The organism is Burkholderia sp. R-40, from assembly GCF_049942845.1.
Lineage (GTDB): Bacteria > Pseudomonadota > Gammaproteobacteria > Burkholderiales > Burkholderiaceae > Burkholderia > Burkholderia ambifaria.
In genome coordinates, this window is record NZ_CP187967.1 from 984776 (window position 1) to 1003798 (window position 19023).

20 protein-coding genes and 4 tRNA genes are annotated in these 19023 nt (G+C 66.5%); 10 read left to right on the forward strand and 14 right to left on the reverse strand.

The features are described from left to right. Positions 1 to 18: 18 nt before the first annotated feature. The 4 genes from minC to ACP26O_RS04520 all read left to right on the forward strand — a co-directional run bounded on the left by minC (position 19) and on the right by ACP26O_RS04520 (position 2495). Positions 19 to 783, forward strand: a complete 765-nt coding sequence (gene minC, locus ACP26O_RS04505) for a septum site-determining protein MinC (RefSeq protein WP_126227317.1) — start codon at positions 19 to 21, stop codon at positions 781 to 783. Between the two features lie 59 nt (positions 784 to 842). Continuing rightward, positions 843 to 1658, forward strand: coding sequence for a septum site-determining protein MinD (minD, locus tag ACP26O_RS04510; RefSeq protein ID WP_006750835.1), 816 nt, complete (start codon positions 843 to 845; stop codon positions 1656 to 1658). Positions 1659 to 1670: 12 nt separating this feature from the next. After that, positions 1671 to 1925: a cell division topological specificity factor MinE gene (gene minE / locus ACP26O_RS04515; protein WP_006750836.1), complete on the forward strand. Its 255-nt coding sequence runs from the start codon at positions 1671 to 1673 to the stop codon at positions 1923 to 1925. A gap of 168 nt (positions 1926 to 2093) precedes the next feature. Continuing rightward, positions 2094 to 2495, forward strand: coding sequence for a YXWGXW repeat-containing protein (locus ACP26O_RS04520; RefSeq protein ID WP_175664098.1), 402 nt, complete (start codon positions 2094 to 2096; stop codon positions 2493 to 2495). Positions 2496 to 2612: 117 nt separating this feature from the next. Here ACP26O_RS04520 and ACP26O_RS04525 read toward each other — a convergent pair whose 3' ends face one another. Beyond that, positions 2613 to 4178 (reverse strand): chloride channel protein, encoded by a 1566-nt coding sequence (locus ACP26O_RS04525; protein ID WP_175701245.1) that lies wholly within the window; start codon positions 4176 to 4178, stop codon positions 2613 to 2615. Positions 4179 to 4347: 169 nt separating this feature from the next. On the opposite strand from ACP26O_RS04525, the gene waaC reads away from it, so the two are divergent. Beyond that, positions 4348 to 5346: a lipopolysaccharide heptosyltransferase I gene (gene waaC / locus ACP26O_RS04530; protein ID WP_126227320.1), complete on the forward strand. Its 999-nt coding sequence runs from the start codon at positions 4348 to 4350 to the stop codon at positions 5344 to 5346. Positions 5347 to 5394: 48 nt separating this feature from the next. Here waaC and ACP26O_RS04535 read toward each other — a convergent pair whose 3' ends face one another. The 9 genes from ACP26O_RS04535 to rph form a co-directional block, all read right to left on the reverse strand. Next, positions 5395 to 5574 (reverse strand): hypothetical protein, encoded by a 180-nt coding sequence (locus ACP26O_RS04535; RefSeq protein WP_175664096.1) that lies wholly within the window; start codon positions 5572 to 5574, stop codon positions 5395 to 5397. Between the two features lie 104 nt (positions 5575 to 5678). Next, entirely contained in the window at positions 5679 to 6992 is a 1314-nt protein-coding gene (locus ACP26O_RS04540) for an MFS transporter (protein WP_175664095.1), read from the reverse strand. A 303-nt stretch (positions 6993 to 7295) separates the two neighbouring features. After that, a complete protein-coding gene (locus ACP26O_RS04545) occupies positions 7296 to 7784 on the reverse strand; it encodes a TonB family protein (protein ID WP_175664094.1) in 489 nt (162 codons plus the stop codon). 161 nt (positions 7785 to 7945) lie between these two features. Further along, positions 7946 to 8239, reverse strand: a complete 294-nt coding sequence (locus tag ACP26O_RS04550; RefSeq protein WP_175664093.1) for a hypothetical protein — start codon at positions 8237 to 8239, stop codon at positions 7946 to 7948. Positions 8240 to 8396: 157 nt separating this feature from the next. Continuing rightward, positions 8397 to 8798 (reverse strand): hypothetical protein, encoded by a 402-nt coding sequence (locus ACP26O_RS04555; protein ID WP_165751030.1) that lies wholly within the window; start codon positions 8796 to 8798, stop codon positions 8397 to 8399. Between the two features lie 151 nt (positions 8799 to 8949). Continuing rightward, positions 8950 to 9037, reverse strand: a tRNA-Ser gene (locus tag ACP26O_RS04560). Between the two features lie 42 nt (positions 9038 to 9079). Beyond that, complete coding sequence (gene hemW, locus ACP26O_RS04565) at positions 9080 to 10294, reverse strand: radical SAM family heme chaperone HemW (RefSeq protein ID WP_165751031.1); 1215 nt, start codon at positions 10292 to 10294, stop codon at positions 9080 to 9082. 34 nt (positions 10295 to 10328) lie between these two features. Continuing rightward, the gene (gene rdgB / locus ACP26O_RS04570) at positions 10329 to 10958 is read right to left on the reverse strand and encodes an RdgB/HAM1 family non-canonical purine NTP pyrophosphatase (protein WP_175664092.1); all 630 of its coding nucleotides are present in this window, start codon (positions 10956 to 10958) and stop codon (positions 10329 to 10331) included. Then, the gene (gene rph / locus ACP26O_RS04575; RefSeq protein ID WP_175664091.1) at positions 10951 to 11691 is read right to left on the reverse strand and encodes a ribonuclease PH; all 741 of its coding nucleotides are present in this window, start codon (positions 11689 to 11691) and stop codon (positions 10951 to 10953) included. The genes rdgB and rph overlap by 8 nt, the downstream gene beginning before the upstream one ends. Before the next feature lie 174 nt (positions 11692 to 11865). Here rph and ACP26O_RS04580 point away from each other — a divergent pair, with 174 nt between their 5' ends. The 4 genes from ACP26O_RS04580 (at position 11866) to ACP26O_RS04595 (ending at position 16246) form a co-directional block, all read left to right on the forward strand. Next, positions 11866 to 12789, forward strand: a complete 924-nt coding sequence (locus ACP26O_RS04580) for a YicC/YloC family endoribonuclease (RefSeq protein ID WP_011656223.1) — start codon at positions 11866 to 11868, stop codon at positions 12787 to 12789. Positions 12790 to 12870: 81 nt separating this feature from the next. Further along, positions 12871 to 13554: a guanylate kinase gene (gene gmk / locus ACP26O_RS04585; protein ID WP_175664090.1), complete on the forward strand. Its 684-nt coding sequence runs from the start codon at positions 12871 to 12873 to the stop codon at positions 13552 to 13554. A 58-nt stretch (positions 13555 to 13612) separates the two neighbouring features. Next, positions 13613 to 13816, forward strand: a complete 204-nt coding sequence (rpoZ, locus tag ACP26O_RS04590) for a DNA-directed RNA polymerase subunit omega (protein WP_006756189.1) — start codon at positions 13613 to 13615, stop codon at positions 13814 to 13816. A 63-nt stretch (positions 13817 to 13879) separates the two neighbouring features. Further along, the gene (locus tag ACP26O_RS04595) at positions 13880 to 16246 is read left to right on the forward strand and encodes a RelA/SpoT family protein (protein WP_175664089.1); all 2367 of its coding nucleotides are present in this window, start codon (positions 13880 to 13882) and stop codon (positions 16244 to 16246) included. Between the two features lie 193 nt (positions 16247 to 16439). Here ACP26O_RS04595 and ACP26O_RS04600 read toward each other — a convergent pair. The 3 genes from ACP26O_RS04600 to ACP26O_RS04610 form a co-directional block, all read right to left on the reverse strand. Beyond that, positions 16440 to 16516: transfer RNA gene (locus ACP26O_RS04600), tRNA-Arg, on the reverse strand. A gap of 61 nt (positions 16517 to 16577) precedes the next feature. Continuing rightward, a tRNA-Arg gene (locus tag ACP26O_RS04605) sits at positions 16578 to 16654 on the reverse strand. Positions 16655 to 16721: 67 nt separating this feature from the next. Further along, positions 16722 to 16798, reverse strand: a tRNA-Arg gene (locus tag ACP26O_RS04610). Positions 16799 to 16928: 130 nt separating this feature from the next. Between ACP26O_RS04610 and greB the strand changes: the two genes are divergently transcribed. Next, a complete protein-coding gene (greB, locus tag ACP26O_RS04615) occupies positions 16929 to 17492 on the forward strand; it encodes a transcription elongation factor GreB (RefSeq protein WP_006750853.1) in 564 nt (187 codons plus the stop codon). Between the two features lie 102 nt (positions 17493 to 17594). Here the strand turns inward: greB and ACP26O_RS04620 are convergent, their stop codons facing one another. Next, positions 17595 to 18737, reverse strand: coding sequence for a porin (locus tag ACP26O_RS04620; RefSeq protein WP_175660984.1), 1143 nt, complete (start codon positions 18735 to 18737; stop codon positions 17595 to 17597). Between the last annotated feature and the right edge of the window lie 286 nt (positions 18738 to 19023).

Sequence of the window (19023 nt, forward strand, 5' to 3'; positions counted from 1 at the left end):
ATTTTTTGCAGAGTGTCCATGTCGCTTAAAAAATCGCCATTCTTCGAGCTGCGCAGCGGATCGGTCGATACGTTGCTGTTCACCGTGAAGACGACCGATCTCGATGCGTTGCGTACCGAACTGGTCAAGCGCTTCGAAGCGACTCCCGAGTTTTTCGCCGACGATGTCGTCGCGATCGACGTCCGCCGCCTCGCGGACGGCGAACGCGTCGCGCTCGCCGACATCCGCCAGATGCTGAACGACGTGCGGATGCGCCCGGTGGGCGTCGTGGCGCTGGCCACGCAGGGCTGGGCGGGGGAAGCCGGTCTGCCGTTGCTGGAGGCACGTGATCGCCGCGTGTCGGCCGCGAAGCCGGCCGACGAAGCGGAGCCAGCGCCTGTCGTTGCCGAGGCCGTTGCGGCAGCCGAACCGGCGCCGGAGCCTGCACCGACGCAGATTTCGGCGGGCGGCCAGACGCTGGTGGTCGATCGGCCGCTGCGTTCGGGGCAGCAGATTTACGCGAAAGGGGACCTCGTGGTGCTTGCGCCGGTCAGTCACGGCGCCGAGATCATCGCGGAAGGCAACATCCACATCTACGCGCCGTTGCGCGGCCGCGCACTCGCGGGCGTGCACGGCAATCACGACGCGCGCATTTTCTGCACGTGTCTCGAACCGGAACTGATTTCAATCGCGGGTATCTATCGAACGACCGAGAACCCGTTGCCCGCCGACATACTGGGCAAAGCGGTGCAGATCCGGCTCGAAGAGGAAAAACTGATGATCGAACCGCTGCGCCTGACGTGATTCACGCGGCGCACGCCGGATCGATCGGCTCTCATTGACGAACACAGGGTATTGGGTAAATGGCAAAAATCATCGTGGTGACTTCGGGCAAGGGCGGCGTGGGCAAGACGACGACCAGCGCGAGCTTCGCGTCGGGCCTCGCGCTGCGTGGCCACAAGACGGCCGTGATCGACTTCGACGTTGGCCTGCGCAACCTCGATCTCATCATGGGCTGCGAGCGGCGCGTGGTGTACGACCTCGTCAACGTGATCCAGGGCGAAGCGAACCTGAACCAGGCGCTGATCAAGGACAAGAAGTGCGAGAACCTCTACATCCTGCCGGCGTCGCAGACGCGCGACAAGGATGCGCTCACCCGCGACGGCGTCGAGAAGGTGCTGAACGACCTGGTCGCGATGGACTTCGACTTCATCGTCTGCGATTCGCCGGCCGGGATCGAAGCCGGTGCGCTGCATGCGATGTACTTCGCCGACGAAGCGCTGATCGTCACGAACCCGGAAGTGTCGTCGGTGCGCGACTCGGACCGCATTCTCGGCATCCTGTCGTCGAAGACGAAGCGCGCGACCGAAGGCAAGGATCCGATCAAGGAGCACCTGCTGATCACGCGTTACAGCCCGAAGCGCGTGAGCGAAGGTGAGATGCTGTCGCTCGAGGACATCAGCGAGATCCTGCGCATCAAGCTGATCGGCGTGGTGCCCGAATCGGAAGCCGTGCTGCACGCATCGAACCAGGGTCTGCCGGCCGTGCATATCGACGGCACCGACGTGGCGGAAGCGTACAAGGACGTCGTCGCTCGCTTCCTCGGCGAGGACAAGCCGCTGCGCTTCACCGATTACCAGAAGCCGGGCCTGCTGCAGCGCCTCTTCGGCAGCAAGTAACGGAGGCCGCCCATGTCCATCCTTTCGTTTCTCCTCGGTGAGAAGAAGAAGTCCGCATCGGTCGCGAAGGAGCGCCTGCAGCTCATCATCGCGCACGAGCGGGTCGGCGGCCGGCCGCCGGCCGATTACCTGCCGGCGCTGCAGAAGGAGCTGGTCGCGGTCATCTCGAAGTACGTCCGTATTTCGAACGATGACATCCGCGTGAGCCTCGAGCGCCAGGACGATCTCGAAGTCCTCGAAGTGAAGATCGAGATCCCGCAAGCCTGACCTTTGTCGGCCTCTCTCCGCACGGCGGCGCATGCCGCCGTGCGCGTCTTACGCCCTGTTGCACTTTCGGGCTCGCCGTAACACGGTGTCTGTCGGCCGTTGGTCGACCTCCCGCATTGAACGAATACGCTCGCGTCGCTCGCGTCATTTCTCAATCAGGAGGTTGTGATGGCTGTCTCTGTTGTTCAACGTCGTATCGTTTCGCTCGCGCTGTTCGCCGCGGGCCTGTCAGCCGTCGCCGCGCCGCTCGCTGCACGCGCGGACGAGATTCTCGTCGGCGCGCCGGTGTTGGTGCAATCGGGCCGGATGGTCGTCGCCGAACCGGTGGCCGCGCCCGCCGAGGAAATCGTCGTCGTCGCGCCGAACGCGCCGCCGGCCGTGCGCTACGAGGTCGTGCCCGACGCGCGCGTCGGCTATGTGTGGGAGCGCGGCCACTGGCGCTGGGATCATGGTCGCTACGTGTGGATCGGCGGCTACTGGGAAGCCGAGCGTGTCGGCATGCACTGGGTGCCGGGCCACTGGAATCAGCGTGGTCCGAACTGGTTCTGGACCCGCGGCCACTGGGCTTGACGGAGCGCGTGCGATGAAACGAACCGTCATTGCGATCGCGCTCGTCGCGATCACGCTCGCCGGATGTATCGTCGTGCCGGCCCGGCCTGTCTACTATCGGCCGGCGCCGGTGGTGATCTACTGAGTGTCGGTCGGGCTCGGTTGCGCCGGGCCGTTCGCGCCGGATGCCGGCCGGCCGCCGTCATGCGGCGTCGCCGGCGTTTGCGCGGCGCCGGTGTCCGTGTTGGTATCGGCCCCCGCGGCGCGCGGCTCGCGGCCATCCCCTTCACGCAGCGTGTCGAGCGGATCGGCGGGCGCTGCGGCTGCATCCTGCGGCTCGGTGACGCCGGTTGTCGCCGCCGGCGCCGCTGCGCGGGCGGGTTCGACCGCGGCCGCGGCCGCAGGCGGCGCCAGATAGCGCTGCGCGAGCGTTTCGTAGAGCGGCGGCGCGAAGAAGCGCGCCATGCGGCTCGACACCAGCGCGGTCGCCATCAGCGAAATCACGAGCGCGTGGCCGTTGATCATCTCCATCACGATCACGAACGACGTGATCGGCGACTGCGTGACGGCCGCGAGGTAGCCGACCATCGCCAGCGCGATCAGCATCGGCAGGCTCATGTGGCTGAACGCGATGTGCAGCACGTTGCCGAACCCGGCGCCGATCGACAGCGACGGCGCGAAGATCCCGCCCGGGATGCCCGGCAGGTACGACGCGACCATCGACACCATCTTCAGGAACGGATAGAGCACCGACAGCTGTTCATGGCCGTCGAGCAGGCCGCGTGCCTCGGCATAGCCGCTGCCGAACGTCGTCCCGCCCGACACGATGCCGACGACGGCGATCACGAAGCCGCACACCGCCGCGAACGTGATCGGGCGCTCGCGATACAGGCTGAGCAGGCGCGCGGGCAGCCAGCGCCCGGTATTGAGCAGCAGCCAGCTGAAGAGGCCGCCCGCGACGCCGGTCACGAGCGCGGTGACGAGCACGGCGACGGCGAGCATTTTCGGGAAATGCTGGCCGGCGTCGATCGTGCCGAAGTACGTGTAATTGCCGTTCAGGCCCAAGGCGACGACACCGGCGAGGATGATCGCGGTGATCAGCACGCCGCTCGCGCGCGCGGAGAAGCTGCGCGTCAGTTCCTCGATCGCGAACACGATCCCGGCGAGCGGCGTATTGAACGCGGCCGACAGGCCGGCCGCCGCGCCGGCGAGCACCAGCTGCCGCTCGATCTGCGCGTTCGAGCGCGGGTAGAAGCGCCGCAGGTTGAACATCAGCGCCGCGCCGACCTGCACGGTCGGGCCTTCGCGGCCGATCGTGAAGCCGCCGAGGATGCCGAGGAACGAGATCAGGACCTTGCCGGACAGGATGCGCAGCGTGAGCAGCCGCGCGCCGAATGCGCTCGGGCTCGCATGCAGCGTCGCGATGACCTGCGGGATCCCGCTGCCCTCCGCGCCGCGAAAGAAGCGGCGCGTCATCCATACGGATGCGGCGGCGATCGACGGCGTGAGCAGCAGCGGCAGCCATGCGGCGTGCTCGCGCAGCGTGCGGAACGTGTCGTAGCCCCAGTCGATCAGCCGCGCGTACAGCACGGCTGCCAGGCCCACGGCAATCGCGCCGAGCCAGAACACACCGTACTGCCGCCAGATCCGCAGCGAGCGGCGGGTGAGGGCGGGAAACAGGGGGGGAAGGGTGGGGCGTTGCATCGGCGGGGGCCGGGAGGCAAAGGACACATTATAAAAAGAACCGGATGCCGGTCTCGACAAACCTTCACAAAAACGATGCATTTTGTTGCAAATGTAATGTCGGTGTAATGTTTGTACCCGCCAAGCGTCGTTAGCATGGCGCAATGGTCCGATATATCCCACAAAGAACGTGAAACGCATCCTCATCGTGAAAGTGACGTCGCTCGGCGACGTCGTCCAGACGCTGCCCGTCGTCGCGGACCTCCATCGCGCCTTCCCGGGCGTGACGGTCGACTGGGCCGTCGACGAATCCTGCGCGGAAGTCGTGCGCTGGCACCCGGGCGTGACCAATGTGCTTTGCGCGCCGCTGCGGCGGTTCAAGAAGATGCGCAACGGCGGCGACCTGAAGGCGATCTCCGCGTCGATCGGCGCGCTGCGCGCGCATCGCTACGATGCGGTCATCGATCTGCACGGCGTGTACAAGAGCGCGATCATTTCGGTACTCGCGCGCGCCGCGCGCCGCGTCGGCTACCAGACGCAGGATCTCGGCGAGACGGGCGCCCGTTTTGCGTATTCGCATCGCTTCGGCCCCCGGCCCGACTGCGACGCATGGCACGGCATGCGCGTGAGCGCCGGCGAGGCGCTGGGCTATGTGCCCGAAGGCATCGCCACGTACGGGATCGTCCCGCCGCAGGATGCGAGCCTGCCGCCCGCCGTGACCGACGGCACGCCGTTCATGCTGCTGTTTCACGCGACGTCCAATCCGGACAAGAAATGGCCGGCCGACCACTGGGCCGCGCTGGCCACCCGGATGATGGCGCGCGGCGTGCGCGTGCTGTTGCCGTGGGGGTCGCCCGCCGAACATGACGACGCGCGGGACATTGCCGCGCGCGCGCCGGGCGCGATCGTGCTGCCGGCGATGTCGGTGCGCGAACTCGGCGCGGCCCTCGGCCGGGCCGCGCTCGTGGTGGGCGTCGATACCGGGTTCGTGCACATGGCGCACGCGCTGCAGCGGCCGACCGTGATGATTTTCGTCGCGACGTCGCGCCACCATTGCGGGATCGGCGGGGCACCGAATGCGCTGTCGATCGGCGAGCCCGGCGCGCCGCCGTCGGTTGCGCAGGCACTCGATGCGATCGACGCGGTCGCACCGGCCTATGCCGCGCGGCCCGCGCAGCTGACGGCCTAGCGCCGGCGATTCGCGTGACCCGGCCGCGCGGAAGCGAAGCCGGCCGGTTCAGGCGAGCAGCGCTTCGAACGCGACCACCGCGGCGATCGCCGCCAGATTGGCGAGCAGCGCGTCGAGCAGCATTCCACGCCAGGTTTTCGGCCGGAAGCGCGCGGCGAGCAGCAGCGCGCCACCCAGCGCGAGCGCCAGGATCAGGATGAGGTCGGCGTTGTCGAGGCGGATGTTCATCGCGGCGGCTCCTTCGGGGAGGGATCCCGTGGGCGCGCAACGGCGCCCCCACGGTCGAGTATAGGCAGCGCGGCCCGCCGCACAACCCGGTGCGCCCCGCAGGCTCAGACGAGCGATGCGTCGCGGGTTTCGCGCATCAGCAGCACGCCGATCAGGCTGATTGCCGCCGCGACCGACACGTACCCGCCGACCCACGACAGGCCGCCGTGCGCAGCGAGCAGCTGCGCGATGTACGGCGCGATCGACGCGCCGAGGATCCCGCCGAGGTTGTACGCGACGCCCGCGCCCGTATAGCGGACGTTGGTCGGGAACAGCTCGGGGAGCAGCGCGCCCATCGGCGCGAACGTCACGCCCATCAGAAACAGCTCGAGCGTCAGGAACAGCGCGACGAGCGGCATCGAACCGCTGCCGAGCAGCGGTTCCATCGCGAAGCCGGACAGCAGCGCGGCGATCGCGCCGACGATCAGCACCGGCTTGCGCCCGAAGCGATCCGACGCCCATGCCGACAGCGGCGTCGCGAGCCCCATGAACACCACCGCGAAGCACAGCAGGCCGAGGAAGCTCTGGCGCGGAATATGCAGCGTCGCCACGCCGTACGACAGCGAGAACACCGTCGAGATATAGAACAGCGTGTAGCAGACCACCATCGCGAGCGCGCCGAGCAGCGCCGGCCGCCAGTGTTGCGAGACGAGCGTCGCGACCGGCACGCGCACGCGCTCGTTGCGATCGAGCGTGGCCTGGAACGCCGGCGTCTCGGTGATCTTCAGCCGCACGTAGAGGCCCACCGCGACGAGCACCGCGCTGACGAGGAACGGGATGCGCCAGCCCCAGCTGCGGAATTGTTCGTCGGACAGCGACAGCGCGAGCGCGAAGAACAGCCCGTTCGACATCAGGAAGCCGACCGACGGGCCCAGTTGCGGGAACATCCCGAACCAGCCGCGCTTGCCTTGCGGCGCGTGCTCGGTCGCGAGCAGCGCCGCGCCGCCCCATTCGCCGCCGAGGCCGATCCCCTGGCCGAAGCGCAGCACGCACAGCAGCACCGGCGCGAGCGCGCCGATCGTGTCGTAGCCGGGCACGAAGCCGATCGCGGTGGTGGACACGCCCATGACGAGCAGCGACGCGACGAGCGTCGATTTGCGGCCGATGCGGTCGCCGAAGTGGCCGAACAGGAATGAGCCGATCGGCCGTGCGATGAACGCGATGCCGAACGTGACGAACGCAGAAAGCGCCTGTGCGGTCGCGGAGCCATGCGGAAAGAACACCGGGCCGATGACGAGCGCCGCGGCGGTCGCATACACGTAGAAGTCGTAGAACTCGATCGCGGTGCCGATGAAGCTCGCGAACACGATGCGCCGGTGGCTGATGGCGGCGCCGGCCGAACCGGTTGCGTGTGCAACGGCCGGGGGAGGTGCGGACATGGATGTCTCCGATTTGTCGTTGGGGCGATCGGCTGGGCGTGCGCGCGGGCAGGCGGGTGCCTGCCGGAAGAGCCGCCGAGCGGATGATGCGGTAGCGGTGTGGACGCGCGCGCCGTGGCGCGGACGTCGCCCGCCGGTCGACGATGGAGACGGATAGGTCGCCGCCGCCCGGTGCCGGCATGGTCGGCTCGCATGCCGGGTGCGGCGTACGAACGCGCGCGCGGGAGGATGGCCGCGCGATTGCGGAAAATTATAGCCAGCGCCGCGACATAGCGGCAATCGCGGGCGGGCGCGGGCTTAGGCTCAGTCGAGCGTTTGCGCTTGCGCCGATGCGGTGCTCTGCAACTGGAAGCGGCCGTCGTCGTTGAACAGCCAGCCTTCCATCATCTCGATCCGGCCGTTGCCGTCCAGCAGTTTCGACGGCGGCACCGGCAGCGGGGCCGAGCGGCGCAGCGACGCGAGCGCGAGCGCTTCCGCTTCGCTGTCGCCGTTGCTGCGATAGACGGATGCGTTGACGAGGCGGCCGCCGCGATCGACGGTGAACGCGACGACGACGAGCGAGCGCAGCATCGCCTGCGGCCCGCGCGACACGGCGGACGGATTGTGCTCGGCGACGCACCGCGCGACTTCCACGCGGTACTGCGCGAGATTCCCGCTGCGCGTGATCGACGGGATGGTCACGACCGAGTGCACCGACGGTGGCGGCGTGATCGTGCAGGCGGCAAGCATCATGGCGGCGACCAGCGCGACAACGCGCGGCCGGGCGACGCGAGGGCGGGGAAGAGAGCACATGGGAGGTGCCGGCATGGAGAAGCGCCGGAGGGTGACGATAAAAAAATGATAGACGCCCGTGCACGACCTGATATCGGGAGAAACGCATAAGGCGCGCGCCGCGACGTAGCGATTCGCGGATGACGGCGCGCGGCGGCAGCGATGAATGCGGCGGGCTTGGCTCAGTAGCCGTGCGTCACGAGCGATAGAACGGACAGGTCCGGATGCGTGCCGTCGATGATGCTCTTGCCGATGTGCACGCCTTCCCGAACCGCTTCGTCGACGCTCGCGTAGCTTTCCTCGCCGTCCGCGTGGAACGGCACCGCGTGATCGGGCAGCGCGGGATTCGCGCCAGGATGGCAGACATAGCCGGTGTAGGTGTAACGCGAGTCGCTGCCGGGGGCGAGGCCCGGCACGACGTGGATCTCGAAGCCTTCGTAATCGACGTGATCCGTCGCTGTCGACAGTTCGGTCATGGCGGTCTCCGTGTGCCGCTCGCACGGGTGGCGCGGGCGGCCTCGAGTCGCGGCGGCGGTCGTGTCGCCGTGCTGATCGAATTCTAGGCGATGGCGGCGCGGCCCGTGAGGCCTGCGCGCATGGCCTGCGGCGACGTCGAGCGTGCCGGGTCGCGCGTTACCGCGCGCAGCGCGCGTCCTTGCGCTGCACGACGAGGATCACGGGATACTTCTGGCCATGTTCGAGTTCCACCGGCGCGACGACCGTCAGCGTCGTTGGGTCGGAATCGTCGTACACGCTGACCTGCTCGTTGCGGATATACGTCACGCCGGTGCAGTTAGACGCGCGCCCGTCATCTGACACCTTGCACTGGAGCTCGTTTTCCTTCAGGTAGTTGTACGGCGTCGGGCTCGCGAGATATTCGCGCAGGCCGCGCGGCGAGCCGCCGACGCCCTTCACGTACGCGATCGCGCACGACGGCGTTTGCGCGTCGGCGCCGGAGGCGGAATCGGCGGCCGCCGCGTGCGTGCCGACGGTGGCCAGCAGGGCGACGAGCGACGAGGCGATGAAGGGCTTCATGACGTGGGTTTCCCGTTTCGCGGATCGGAGCGCCGGATTGTAACGGCATCCGGCGGCATGCGTCGGCCGGCGGGGCGTGCATCGCGCGCATCATGCGGCGCAAAAACAAAAACCCCGTCATTCGAGGAATGGACGGGGTTTGGCGAACGCTTGGCGGAAGCGGTGAGATTCGAACTCACGGACAGTTTCCCGTCGCCGGTTTTCAAGACCGGTGCCTTAAACCGCTCGGCCACGCTTCCACACGAGGCGGCATTGTAACCGAAATGCCGCGTCGTTCCGCTTCAGTCGTCGCGCAGGAACAATTCCTGCAGGTCGTTGAGGAAACGCTGGCCGAGCGGCGTTGGCGCGATCTGCGCGAAATCGCGCGTGATCAGCCCGCGCCGCTCCGCTTCCTTGAGTGCCGGCTCGATCGTGCTGATCGGCAGGCCGGTGCGTTCGGCGAAGCTGTGCACGGGGAAACCCTCGACGAGCCGCAGCGTGTTCAGCATGAACTCGAACGGCAGGTCGCGCGGGCCGACTTCACGTTCTTCCTGCACCGGCGTGCCGGCCATCGCCTGTTCGATGAAGGTCGCCGGATGCTTGTAGCGCGCCTGCCGCAGGATCCGGTTCGGGAACGACAGCTTCGTGTGCGCGCCCGCGCCGATCCCGAGATAGTCGCCGAAGCGCCAGTAGTTCAGGTTGTGCTTGCACTGATGATTCGGCTTCGCGTACGCGGACACTTCGTAGCGTCCGTAACCGGCCTCGGCCGTGCGTTCGTGAATCCATTCCTGCATGTCGGCCGATGCGTCATCGTCGGGCACCGCGGGCGGAAACTTCGCGAACATCGTGTTCGGCTCGAGCGTCAGGTGATACAGCGACAGATGCGGCGGCGCGAACGACAGCGCGGTCTCGATGTCGGTCCGGCATTCGTCGAGCGTCTGGTTCGGCAGTGCGAACATCAGGTCGAGGTTGAAGTTGTCGAACGTCTTCGCGGCGATCTCGACGGCCGCGCGCGCCTGCGCGGTGTCGTGAATGCGGCCGAGCGCTTTCAGATGGCCTTCGTTGAAGCTCTGGATGCCGACCGACAGGCGGTTCACGCCGCTCGCGCGAAACTGCGCGAACTTCGCGGCCTCGAACGTGCCCGGGTTCGCCTCGAGCGTGATCTCGGCATCCGCATCGAGCGGCAGCAGCGCGCGCACGTCGGACAGCAGCCGGTCGAGGCCGCCCGCGGACAGCAGGCTCGGCGTGCCGCCGCCGATGAACACCGTATGCACCTGCCGGCCCCAGACGAGCGGCAGCGCCTGCTCGAGATCGGCACGCAGCGCGTCGAGATATTCGGCTTCCGGAAAGCGCTCGCCTTTCCACTCGTGCGAGTTGAAATCGCAGTACGGGCACTTGCGCACGCACCACGGAAAATGCACGTACAGCGCGAGCGGCGGCAGCGACGTGAGCCGCACCTGCCCGGGCGACGTGAACGTCGCGACGACGCGCGCGCCGGTTTCCGCCGCCTGGCTCATGCGGCCTCCGGCTGCGAATTCGTGACGAAGACGATCATGCGGGTTCCTCTGCGAGCCGCGCGAGCAGCGCCTTCAGCGCGAGCGCGCGATGGCTGTGCGTGTTCTTCACGGCCGGCTCGAGTTCGGCCGCCGTCGCGCCGAGCGACGGCAGGTAGAAATACGGGTCGTAGCCGAATCCGTGCTCGCCGCGCGGCGTGTCGACGATCTCGCCCGCCCAGCGACCTTCGGCGAACAGCGGTTCGGGATCGTCCGCGTGGCGCACCAGTGCAAGCACGCAGCAATAGTATGCGCGCCGGTCGCCGACGCCGCGCAGCTGCTCGACGAGGTACGCGTTGTTCGCCGCGTCGCCCGGGGCGCGACCCGCGCGCTGCGCGTAGCGCGCCGAATAGACGCCCGGTGCGCCGCGCAGCGCGCGCACGCACAGACCGGAATCGTCGGCGATCGCCGGCAGGCCGGTGAGCCGCGACGCATGCCGCGCTTTCGTCAGCGCATTCTCGATGAACGTGCCGAACGGCTCTTCCGCCTCGGGCACGGCCAGGTCGCCCTGCGGCACGATCTCGATGCCGACCGTCGAGAACAGCGCGGTGAATTCGCGCAGCTTGCCGGCGTTGTTCGACGCGAGCACGATGCGCGAGAACGGCGCGAGAGTGCGATCGTCAGACATGGCCGGCGCCCAGCACGTCCTTCTGCAACTGCACGAGCTGGCCGATTCCGCTTTGCGCGAGGTCGAGCAGCGCATTCATCTCGGCGCGCGAGAACGGCACGCCTTCGGCGGTGCCCTGGACTTCGACGAAGCCGCCGGCGCCCGTCATCACGACGTTCATGTCGGTGTCGCAGCGCGAGTCTTCCGCGTAGTCGAGGTCGAGCAACGGCACGCCTTCGTACATGCCGACCGAGATCGCGGCGACATGATCGGTGATCGGCGAGCGTGCGAGCTTGCCGGCCGCGATCAGCTTCGACACGGCGTCGTGCGCGGCGACGAACGCGCCGGTGATGCTCGCCGTGCGCGTGCCGCCGTCGGCCTGGATCACGTCGCAGTCGATGTGGATCGTGCGCGGGCCGAGCGCCTCGAGATCGAACACCGCGCGCAGCGCGCGGCCGATCAGGCGCTGAATTTCCTGCGTACGGCCCGTCTGCTTGCCGCGTGCGGCTTCACGGTCGCTGCGCGTGTGCGTCGCACGCGGCAGCATCCCGTATTCGGCCGTCAGCCAGCCCTGGCCGCGATCGCGCAGGAATTCGGGCACGCGTTCGGCGACGCTCGCGGTGCAGATCACCTTGGTGTCACCGAATTCGACCAGGACCGAGCCTTCGGCGTGTTTCGTGTAGTGGCGCGTGAGCGCGACCTTGCGCAGTTCGTCGGCGCGACGGCCGCTCGGGCGGGACAGGGAAGACGTCATGGGGGAATCGTGGACGGGAGAGGAAACCCCAATTTTAGCGCCGAACGGCAGCGTTGCCCGGCGGGATAGGGTGCAAAAATGGGATAATGCGCGCTTCCCGCCCCGCGCCTTGCAATGCGCCGGGCGCCTCGACTTATTTCCGCCCGCAAGGGCACCCAGACGGCGAGACGAACCATGATCTACAGCATGACGGGCTATGCGAGCGCGACGCGCGAACTCGCGACGGCCACCGGCAACGGCGGCACCAGCGTGTCGGTCGAACTGCGCACCGTGAACTCGCGCTTCCTCGACCTGAATTTCCGCATGCCGGACGACGTGCGCGCGTGCGAATCCGCGCTGCGCGAAATGCTGATGAACAAGCTGTCGCGCGGCAAGGTCGACGTGCGCATCAACCTGCAGCGCGGCGAGCAGAGCATCGGCGCGGGCGCGCTGAACCAGTCGGCGCTCGGCCAGCTCGCCGAGCTCGAGCGCTCGGTGCTCGATGCGTTCCCGGGTGTCGGCCGCCTGCGCGCGGGCGAGATCCTGCGCTGGCCCGGCGTGCTCGCCGAGAGCGGCGTGTCGGCGGATGCGATCCGCGAGGCCGTGCTCGCGTGCGGCAAGGAAGCGATCGGCGAGCTCGTCGTCGTGCGTTCGCGCGAAGGCGCGCAGCTGGCGACGATGCTGCTGTCGAACGTCACCGAAATGGAAGCGATCGTCGCGCGCATCACGCCGCTCGTGCCGGAGCTGATCGCGAAGCATCAGCAGAAGATCGTCGAGCGGCTGCAGGAAGCGCTCGGCCTCGCGGCGCCCGAAGGCAGCGCGGCGATCGTCACGCGCGAGGAAGCCGCGGAACGCATTCGTCAGGAAGTGACGATGTACGGCATCCGGATCGACATCGCGGAAGAGCTGTCGCGACTCACCGCGCACCTGAACGAAACGCGTCACGTGATCGAGAAGGGCGGCCGCGTCGGCAAGCGTCTCGACTTCATGATGCAGGAACTGAATCGCGAAGCGAACACGCTCGGCTCGAAGGCGGCGGCGAAGGAACTGGCCGACGCATCGATGGCGCTCAAGCTGTTGATCGAGCAGATGCGCGAGCAAGTGCAAAACCTGGAGTAAAGAGATGAAACAACCCTCACTACGTTTGCTGTCCCTCGACGGGGCGGCGAGTGTTATCGGGGCGGCACGGCGGAGGCTGACATGACCGAATTCACCCGCGACGGCCACGCGTCGCATGCGCTGCACGGCGACGTCTATCCCGGCAACCTGTTCATGGTCATCGCACCGTCGGGCGCCGGCAAGTCGACGCTCGTGAACGCGCTGCTGTCGAAGGACAGCGACATCTGTCTGTCGATTTCGTACACGACCCGCAAGCCGCGCCCGGGCGAGCAGGACGGCCAGCACTACCACTTCACGACCGTCGAGGATTTCCGCGCGCGCCACGCCGCGCACGAATTCCTCGAGAGCGCGGAAGTGCACGGCAACTACTACGGCACGTCGCGCGTCTGGATCGAAGAGCAGATGATGAACGGCCACGACGTGCTGCTCGAGATCGACTGGCAGGGCGCGCAGCAGGTGAAGAAGCAGTTCCGCAACGCGGTCGGCATCTTCATTCTGCCGCCGTCGCTCGATGCGCTCGAGGAGCGCCTGAAGAAGCGCGGGCAGGACGAGCCGAACGTGATCACGCGACGCCTGCTCGCCGCGGGCAGCGAGATGGCGCACGCATCCGAGGCGGAATACGTCGTGATCAACGAGAATTTCGATCGTGCGCTGGCCGAGCTCGAATGCATCGTCACGGCAACGCGCCTGCGCTTTGCTTCGCAGTACGCGCGACACACGGAGCTGTTCATCGAGCTCGGCATCCATCTGCCCCACGCGGAATGACGCGAGGGTAGAGGGACATAAGGTAGAATAAGGACTATATTCAGAAGGAATTACCAACATGGCTCGCATTACTGTCGAAGACTGCCTGAAGCAAATCCCCAACCGCTTCGAACTGGCGCTCGCCGCCACCTACCGCGCGCGGCAGCTCGCGCAAGGCCATACGCCGAAGATCGAAAGCCGCGACAAGCCGACCGTCGTCGCGCTGCGCGAAATCGCTTCCGGTCACGTCGGCGTCGAGATGTTGAAGAAGGTGCCGGTGTAACGCGCATCCGGCCCGTTCCAGCCATGTAATCCACGCGCGCAACGACTCGACCTGGAGGCGAATATGAGCACCACCCCATCGTCCGCCTCCGCGGATTCGACCACCGAAGCCACGGCCCGGTCGCCTGCGCGCCAGTACATCGACGCGGTCCTCGAACAGTCCTTCCGGCATCTGTTCGGGCCGACCGCCACTCCGGAGCAGCCGCGCAAGCACGGCGTCGTTTCGATCGCGAAACTGACGGCCGCGCTTGCCGAGTATCTCCCTCCGGACGAAATCAAAGAGGTCAAGGCGGCGTTCCACTTCAGCGACGAAGCCCACCTCGGTCAATATCGCCAGAGCGGCGAACCCTACATCACCCATCCTGTCGCCGTCGCGGAAATCTGCGCCGGCTGGAAGCTCGACGCGCAAGCCGTGATGGCCGCGTTGCTGCACGACGTGATGGAAGACCAGGGCGTGACCAAGAGCGAGCTGGCCGAACGTTTCGGGCCGAAGGTCGCCGAACTGGTCGACGGCCTGTCGAAGCTCGACAAGATGGAGTTCCGCAGCCGCGAGGAAGCGCAGGCGGAAAACTTCCGCAAGATGCTGCTCGCGATGGCACGCGACGTGCGCGTCATCCTCGTCAAGCTCGCCGACCGTCTGCACAACATGCGCACGCTCGGCGCGGTGCCGATGGAAAAGCGCCGCCGCGTCGCCCGCGAGACGCTCGACATCTATGCGCCGATCGCGCACCGCCTCGGGTTGAACAACACGTATCGCGAGCTGCAGGACATGAGCTTCGCGAATTTCAACCCGCATCGCTACGCGACGCTCGAGAAGGCCGTGAAGGCCGCGCGCGGCAACCGCCGCGAAGTGATCAGCAAGATCCTCGAGTCCGCGCAGCGCGCGATGTCCGACGCGAAGATCGACGCCGAGATCACCGGCCGCGAAAAGACGATCTACAGCATCTACCGCAAGATGCGCGACAAGCAGCTGTCGTTCTCGCAGGTGCTCGACGTGTACGGCTTTCGCGTCGTCGTCGATAGCCCGCTCGACTGCTACACGTGCATCGGCGCGCTGCACGCGCTGTACAAGCCCGTGCCCGGCAAGTTCAAGGACTACATCGCGATCCCGAAGATCAACGGCTATCAGTCGCTGCACACGACGCTCGTCGGCCCGTTCGGCGCGCCGATCGAGTTCCAGGTGCGCACGCGCAAGATGCACGAGATCGCCGAGGCCGGCGTCGCCGCGCACTGGCTGTACAAGAACGGCGGCGCCGATCTGAACGACGTACAGAAGCGCGCGCACCAGTGGCTGAAGTCGCTGCTCGACATCCAGAGCGAAGCCGGCGATTCGAGCGAATTCCTCGAGCACGTGAAGATCGACCTGTTCCCGGATGCGGTCTACGTGTTCACGCCGAAGTCGAAGATCATGGCGCTGCCGCGCGGCGCGACGGCGCTCGATTTCGCGTATTCGATCCACAGCGATCTCGGCAACCAGTGCGTGGCCGTGAAGATCAACAACGAGCTGCTGCCGCTGCGTACCGAGCTGAAGAGCGGCGACATCGTCGAGGTGATCACCGCGCCGTATTCGAAGCCGAACCCCGCTTGGCTCGGTTTCGTGCGCACCGGCAAGGCGCGCTCGGCCATTCGTCACTATCTGAAGACGATGCGCCTGAACGAGTCGGTGCAGCTCGGCGAGCGGCTCGTCGATCAAAGCCTGAAGGGTTACGGGCTTGCGCTGGCCGACGTGGCGCCGGAAGTGTGGGAGAAGCTCGTGCAGTGGACGGGCAACAAGAGCCGCCAGGAAATCTTTGCGGACATCGGCCTCGGCCGCCGCGTCGCCGCGGTGATGGCCAAGCGCATCGAGGTGCTGACGAGCGGCCGCGATGCGGACGACGATCTGCCGAAGTCCGAGCGGCATCCCGCGCACAATGCGCCGCCGGTCGTCATCACCGGCACCGAAGGGATGTCCGTGCAGCTGTCGGCATGCTGCCGGCCGATTCCGGGCGATGCGATCATGGGCTATATCGGCATCGGCCTCGGGATGGCGATTCATACGACAGATTGCCGTGTCGCGCAGCGCATCCATCGCCGCGATCCGGGCCGGTGGATCGACGTCGAGTGGGCGCCGCAGCCGGGCCGCCTGTTCGACGTCGCGGTGAAGGCGCTCGTGAAGAACACGAAGGGCATCTTCGCGCGCGTGGCGGCGGACATCACGTCGGCCGACGCGAACATCGTCCACATCGCCATGGACGAGGATCTGACGCACGAATCGACGGTGCTGCGCTTCGTGATCCAGGTCAGCGATCGCGTGCACCTGGCGAACGTGATGCGGCGCGTGCGGACCAATCCGGATGTAATGCGGATCATGCGCGAGCGCTCGACCGACGACAGCGTGCATGCGCGTCACGACGGCGGCATGCGCATCGAGCGCGAACGGCAGGATTACTGACGCGACGCGTTGTCTGAGCGGGATACGACGGCGGCCATGGGCCGCCGTTTTCATTGGTCACGCAGGCGAGTTGGCGTGGCGGGGTGCGGTGGCGGCCCAGTTCAATTGTCGGGAGGGAGCGGCGATCGCTGCGAAGAAGCGGAGAGGGAGGGGCAAAGAAAAAGGGCCTTCCCGGAGGAAGGCCCTTCTAAGATGGCGCGGCTGGCAGGATTCGAACCCACGACCCCTTGGTTCGTAGCCAAGTACTCTATCCAACTGAGCTACAGCCGCACGCAAAGCGGTACTACTTCAACTGTCGGAACCTTCTGCGATGGGAAGGCCCCCAAAAAGGTGGCGCGGCTGGCAGGATTCGAACCCACGACCCCTTGGTTCGTAGCCAAGTACTCTATCCAACTGAGCTACAGCCGCACGCAAAAACAAAATACTATTACTTTGAACTGAAAGGGCCTTCGGTTCGGAAGGCCCTCGAAAAAAGTGGCGCGGCTGGCAGGATTCGAACCCACGACCCCTTGGTTCGTAGCCAAGTACTCTATCCAACTGAGCTACAGCCGCACGCAGAAGCGGAAGTATAGCAGAGTCGTATAAAAAGGGAAGCCTTCTTCGCAAAATATGTCGCACGATCTTGCGTGGCCGCGTTCGTGTACCCTTGAAGCATCGATCATCCAGGTTTTGAATCCGCATCATGAACAAGGCGTTTGTCAAAGAGTCGGACGGTGACGACGACGATCTCGACCCGAGTCAGCCCGCGATCCCGGCGGGCACCAAGAACTACATCACGCCGGCCGGCCACAAGCGGCTCAGGGACGAGCTCCTGAACCTGATCGACGTCGAGCGTCCCGAGGTCGTGCGCCTCGTGTCGTGGGCCGCGTCGAACGGCGACCGCTCGGAGAACGGCGACTATATCTACGGCAAGCGGCGGCTGCGCGAGATCGACCGCCGGATTCGCTTCCTGACGAAGCGGCTCGATCTCGCCGAAGTCGTCGATGCGAGCCGGCAGGAGAACGTCGACCAGGTGTTCTTCGGCGCGACTGTCGACTACGCGACGCCGGACGGCGAGGATCACACCATCACGATCGTCGGGATCGACGAGGTCGATCTCGATCACGGTTGCGTCAGCTGGATCTCGCCGGTCGCGCGGGCGCTCATCAAGGCGAAGATCGGCGATACCGTCACGCTGATGACGCCGGCCGGTCCGCAGCCGATCGACGTGCTCGACGTTCGCTATCCGGCACCGGGCAACGCGTGAAGCGGCGCATCCGCGAAGCGCCGCGCTGAAACGAACAAGCGCCCCGGGTGGGGCGCTTCGTCATGACGGTCTTGGCCGCACGGCCTACGCCGATCGTATCGCTCAGAAGCGGTGGCGCATGCCGGCCGTGACGGCGATCTGCTTGTTCGTCGACGACGCGGCGCCGAGTCCGTTGATGTTCGCGCCGATCGCCAGCCCACTGGCATTGACCCGCTGGTATTCGCTCTGCAAGTACAGGTCGGTGCGCTTCGACAGCGCATAGTCGGCCTGCAGGTTGAACTGGTGCCAGCTCGGCGTCTGGCCGTCGAGACGACTGTCGGTGTACGTGTACGAGCCGGCGAGCGAGAACGCCGGCGTCAGCGCGTAGCGGCCGTTCACCTCGTAATTGTTGAAGCGCGTGCCTCCGGCGAGCGGGATGCCGGTCGACACGCCGGACTGCCCGGCGCTGATCCCGGCCGAATTGGTCAGGCGTGTCTGCGTGAACACGAAGCCGGCCGTCGCGGGCCCGAACGTGTAGTTCAGGCCTGCGCCCCACGTGCGCTGCCGGCTGGCCGCGAAGGTCCAGTCGCCGGCCACCGCGCCGGGGTCGCTGGCTGCGAGCGCCAGCGCGTTGATGTTGTTGTTGAGCTGCAGGTACGCTGCCGCGACGTTGAAGCCCATGTAGCTGTACGACGCGCCGACGCTGTACGCGCGATTGTTCGCGAAACCGGTGGAATTCGAGAAGCCGTACAGCCCGCCGAACTTCAGGCCGCCGTAGTTCGCGCTCTGGTACTTGACCGAGTTGTTGATCCGGAACGAGTTGTTCAGGTTGTCGTTGTCGAACGGGTGCGCGAACTGCGTGCCGCCGTACTGGGTGCCGGTCAGCGACAGCGGGCCGAGGTAATCGACGACGCTGTCGTACTGGCGGCCGAGCGTGAGCGAGCCGAAGCTGTTGTGCGCGAGCCCGACGAACGCCTGTCGACCGAACTCGCGACCGTTCTGCTTCAGTGAACCGTTGTTGATGCCGAAGCCGTTTTCCAGCGTGAAGATCGCCTTCAGGCCGCCGCCGAGATCCTCGGTGCCGCGCAGGCCCCAGCGACTGCCGTTGATCGAGCCGCTCGTTTCCTGCCACGCGCTGTGACCGTGCTGGTTGTTCGTGTAGGTGATGCCTGCATCGATCAGGCCGTACAACGTGACGCTGCTTTGCGCATGGGCGGCGCTGGCAGCCACGCCCGCCAATGCGGCGACGATCAGGGTCTTTTTCATGATCTGTCTCCAAACAGGAGGATGTCGATCGAACCTGCTGTGGGCATCGGCGGCGTCACCGGTCGGCGACGCCGTGCGCGTGGGCGCGGCACCCTCGTCGGAAAACCATTTGCAGTGTACGGAGCGGCCTCGGCGCGGAGGAAAACCGCTTCCTGCAATACTGTATTTTGAATCGCGCAAAAATGGGTGCATGCGCGGAGAGCCGCGTCCAGCAAGACCTTGCTGCGGCGCAGCGGGCGGAAATACTACTCAGGACTGCGTACCAGGCGTTGCGCGAGCGCGACAG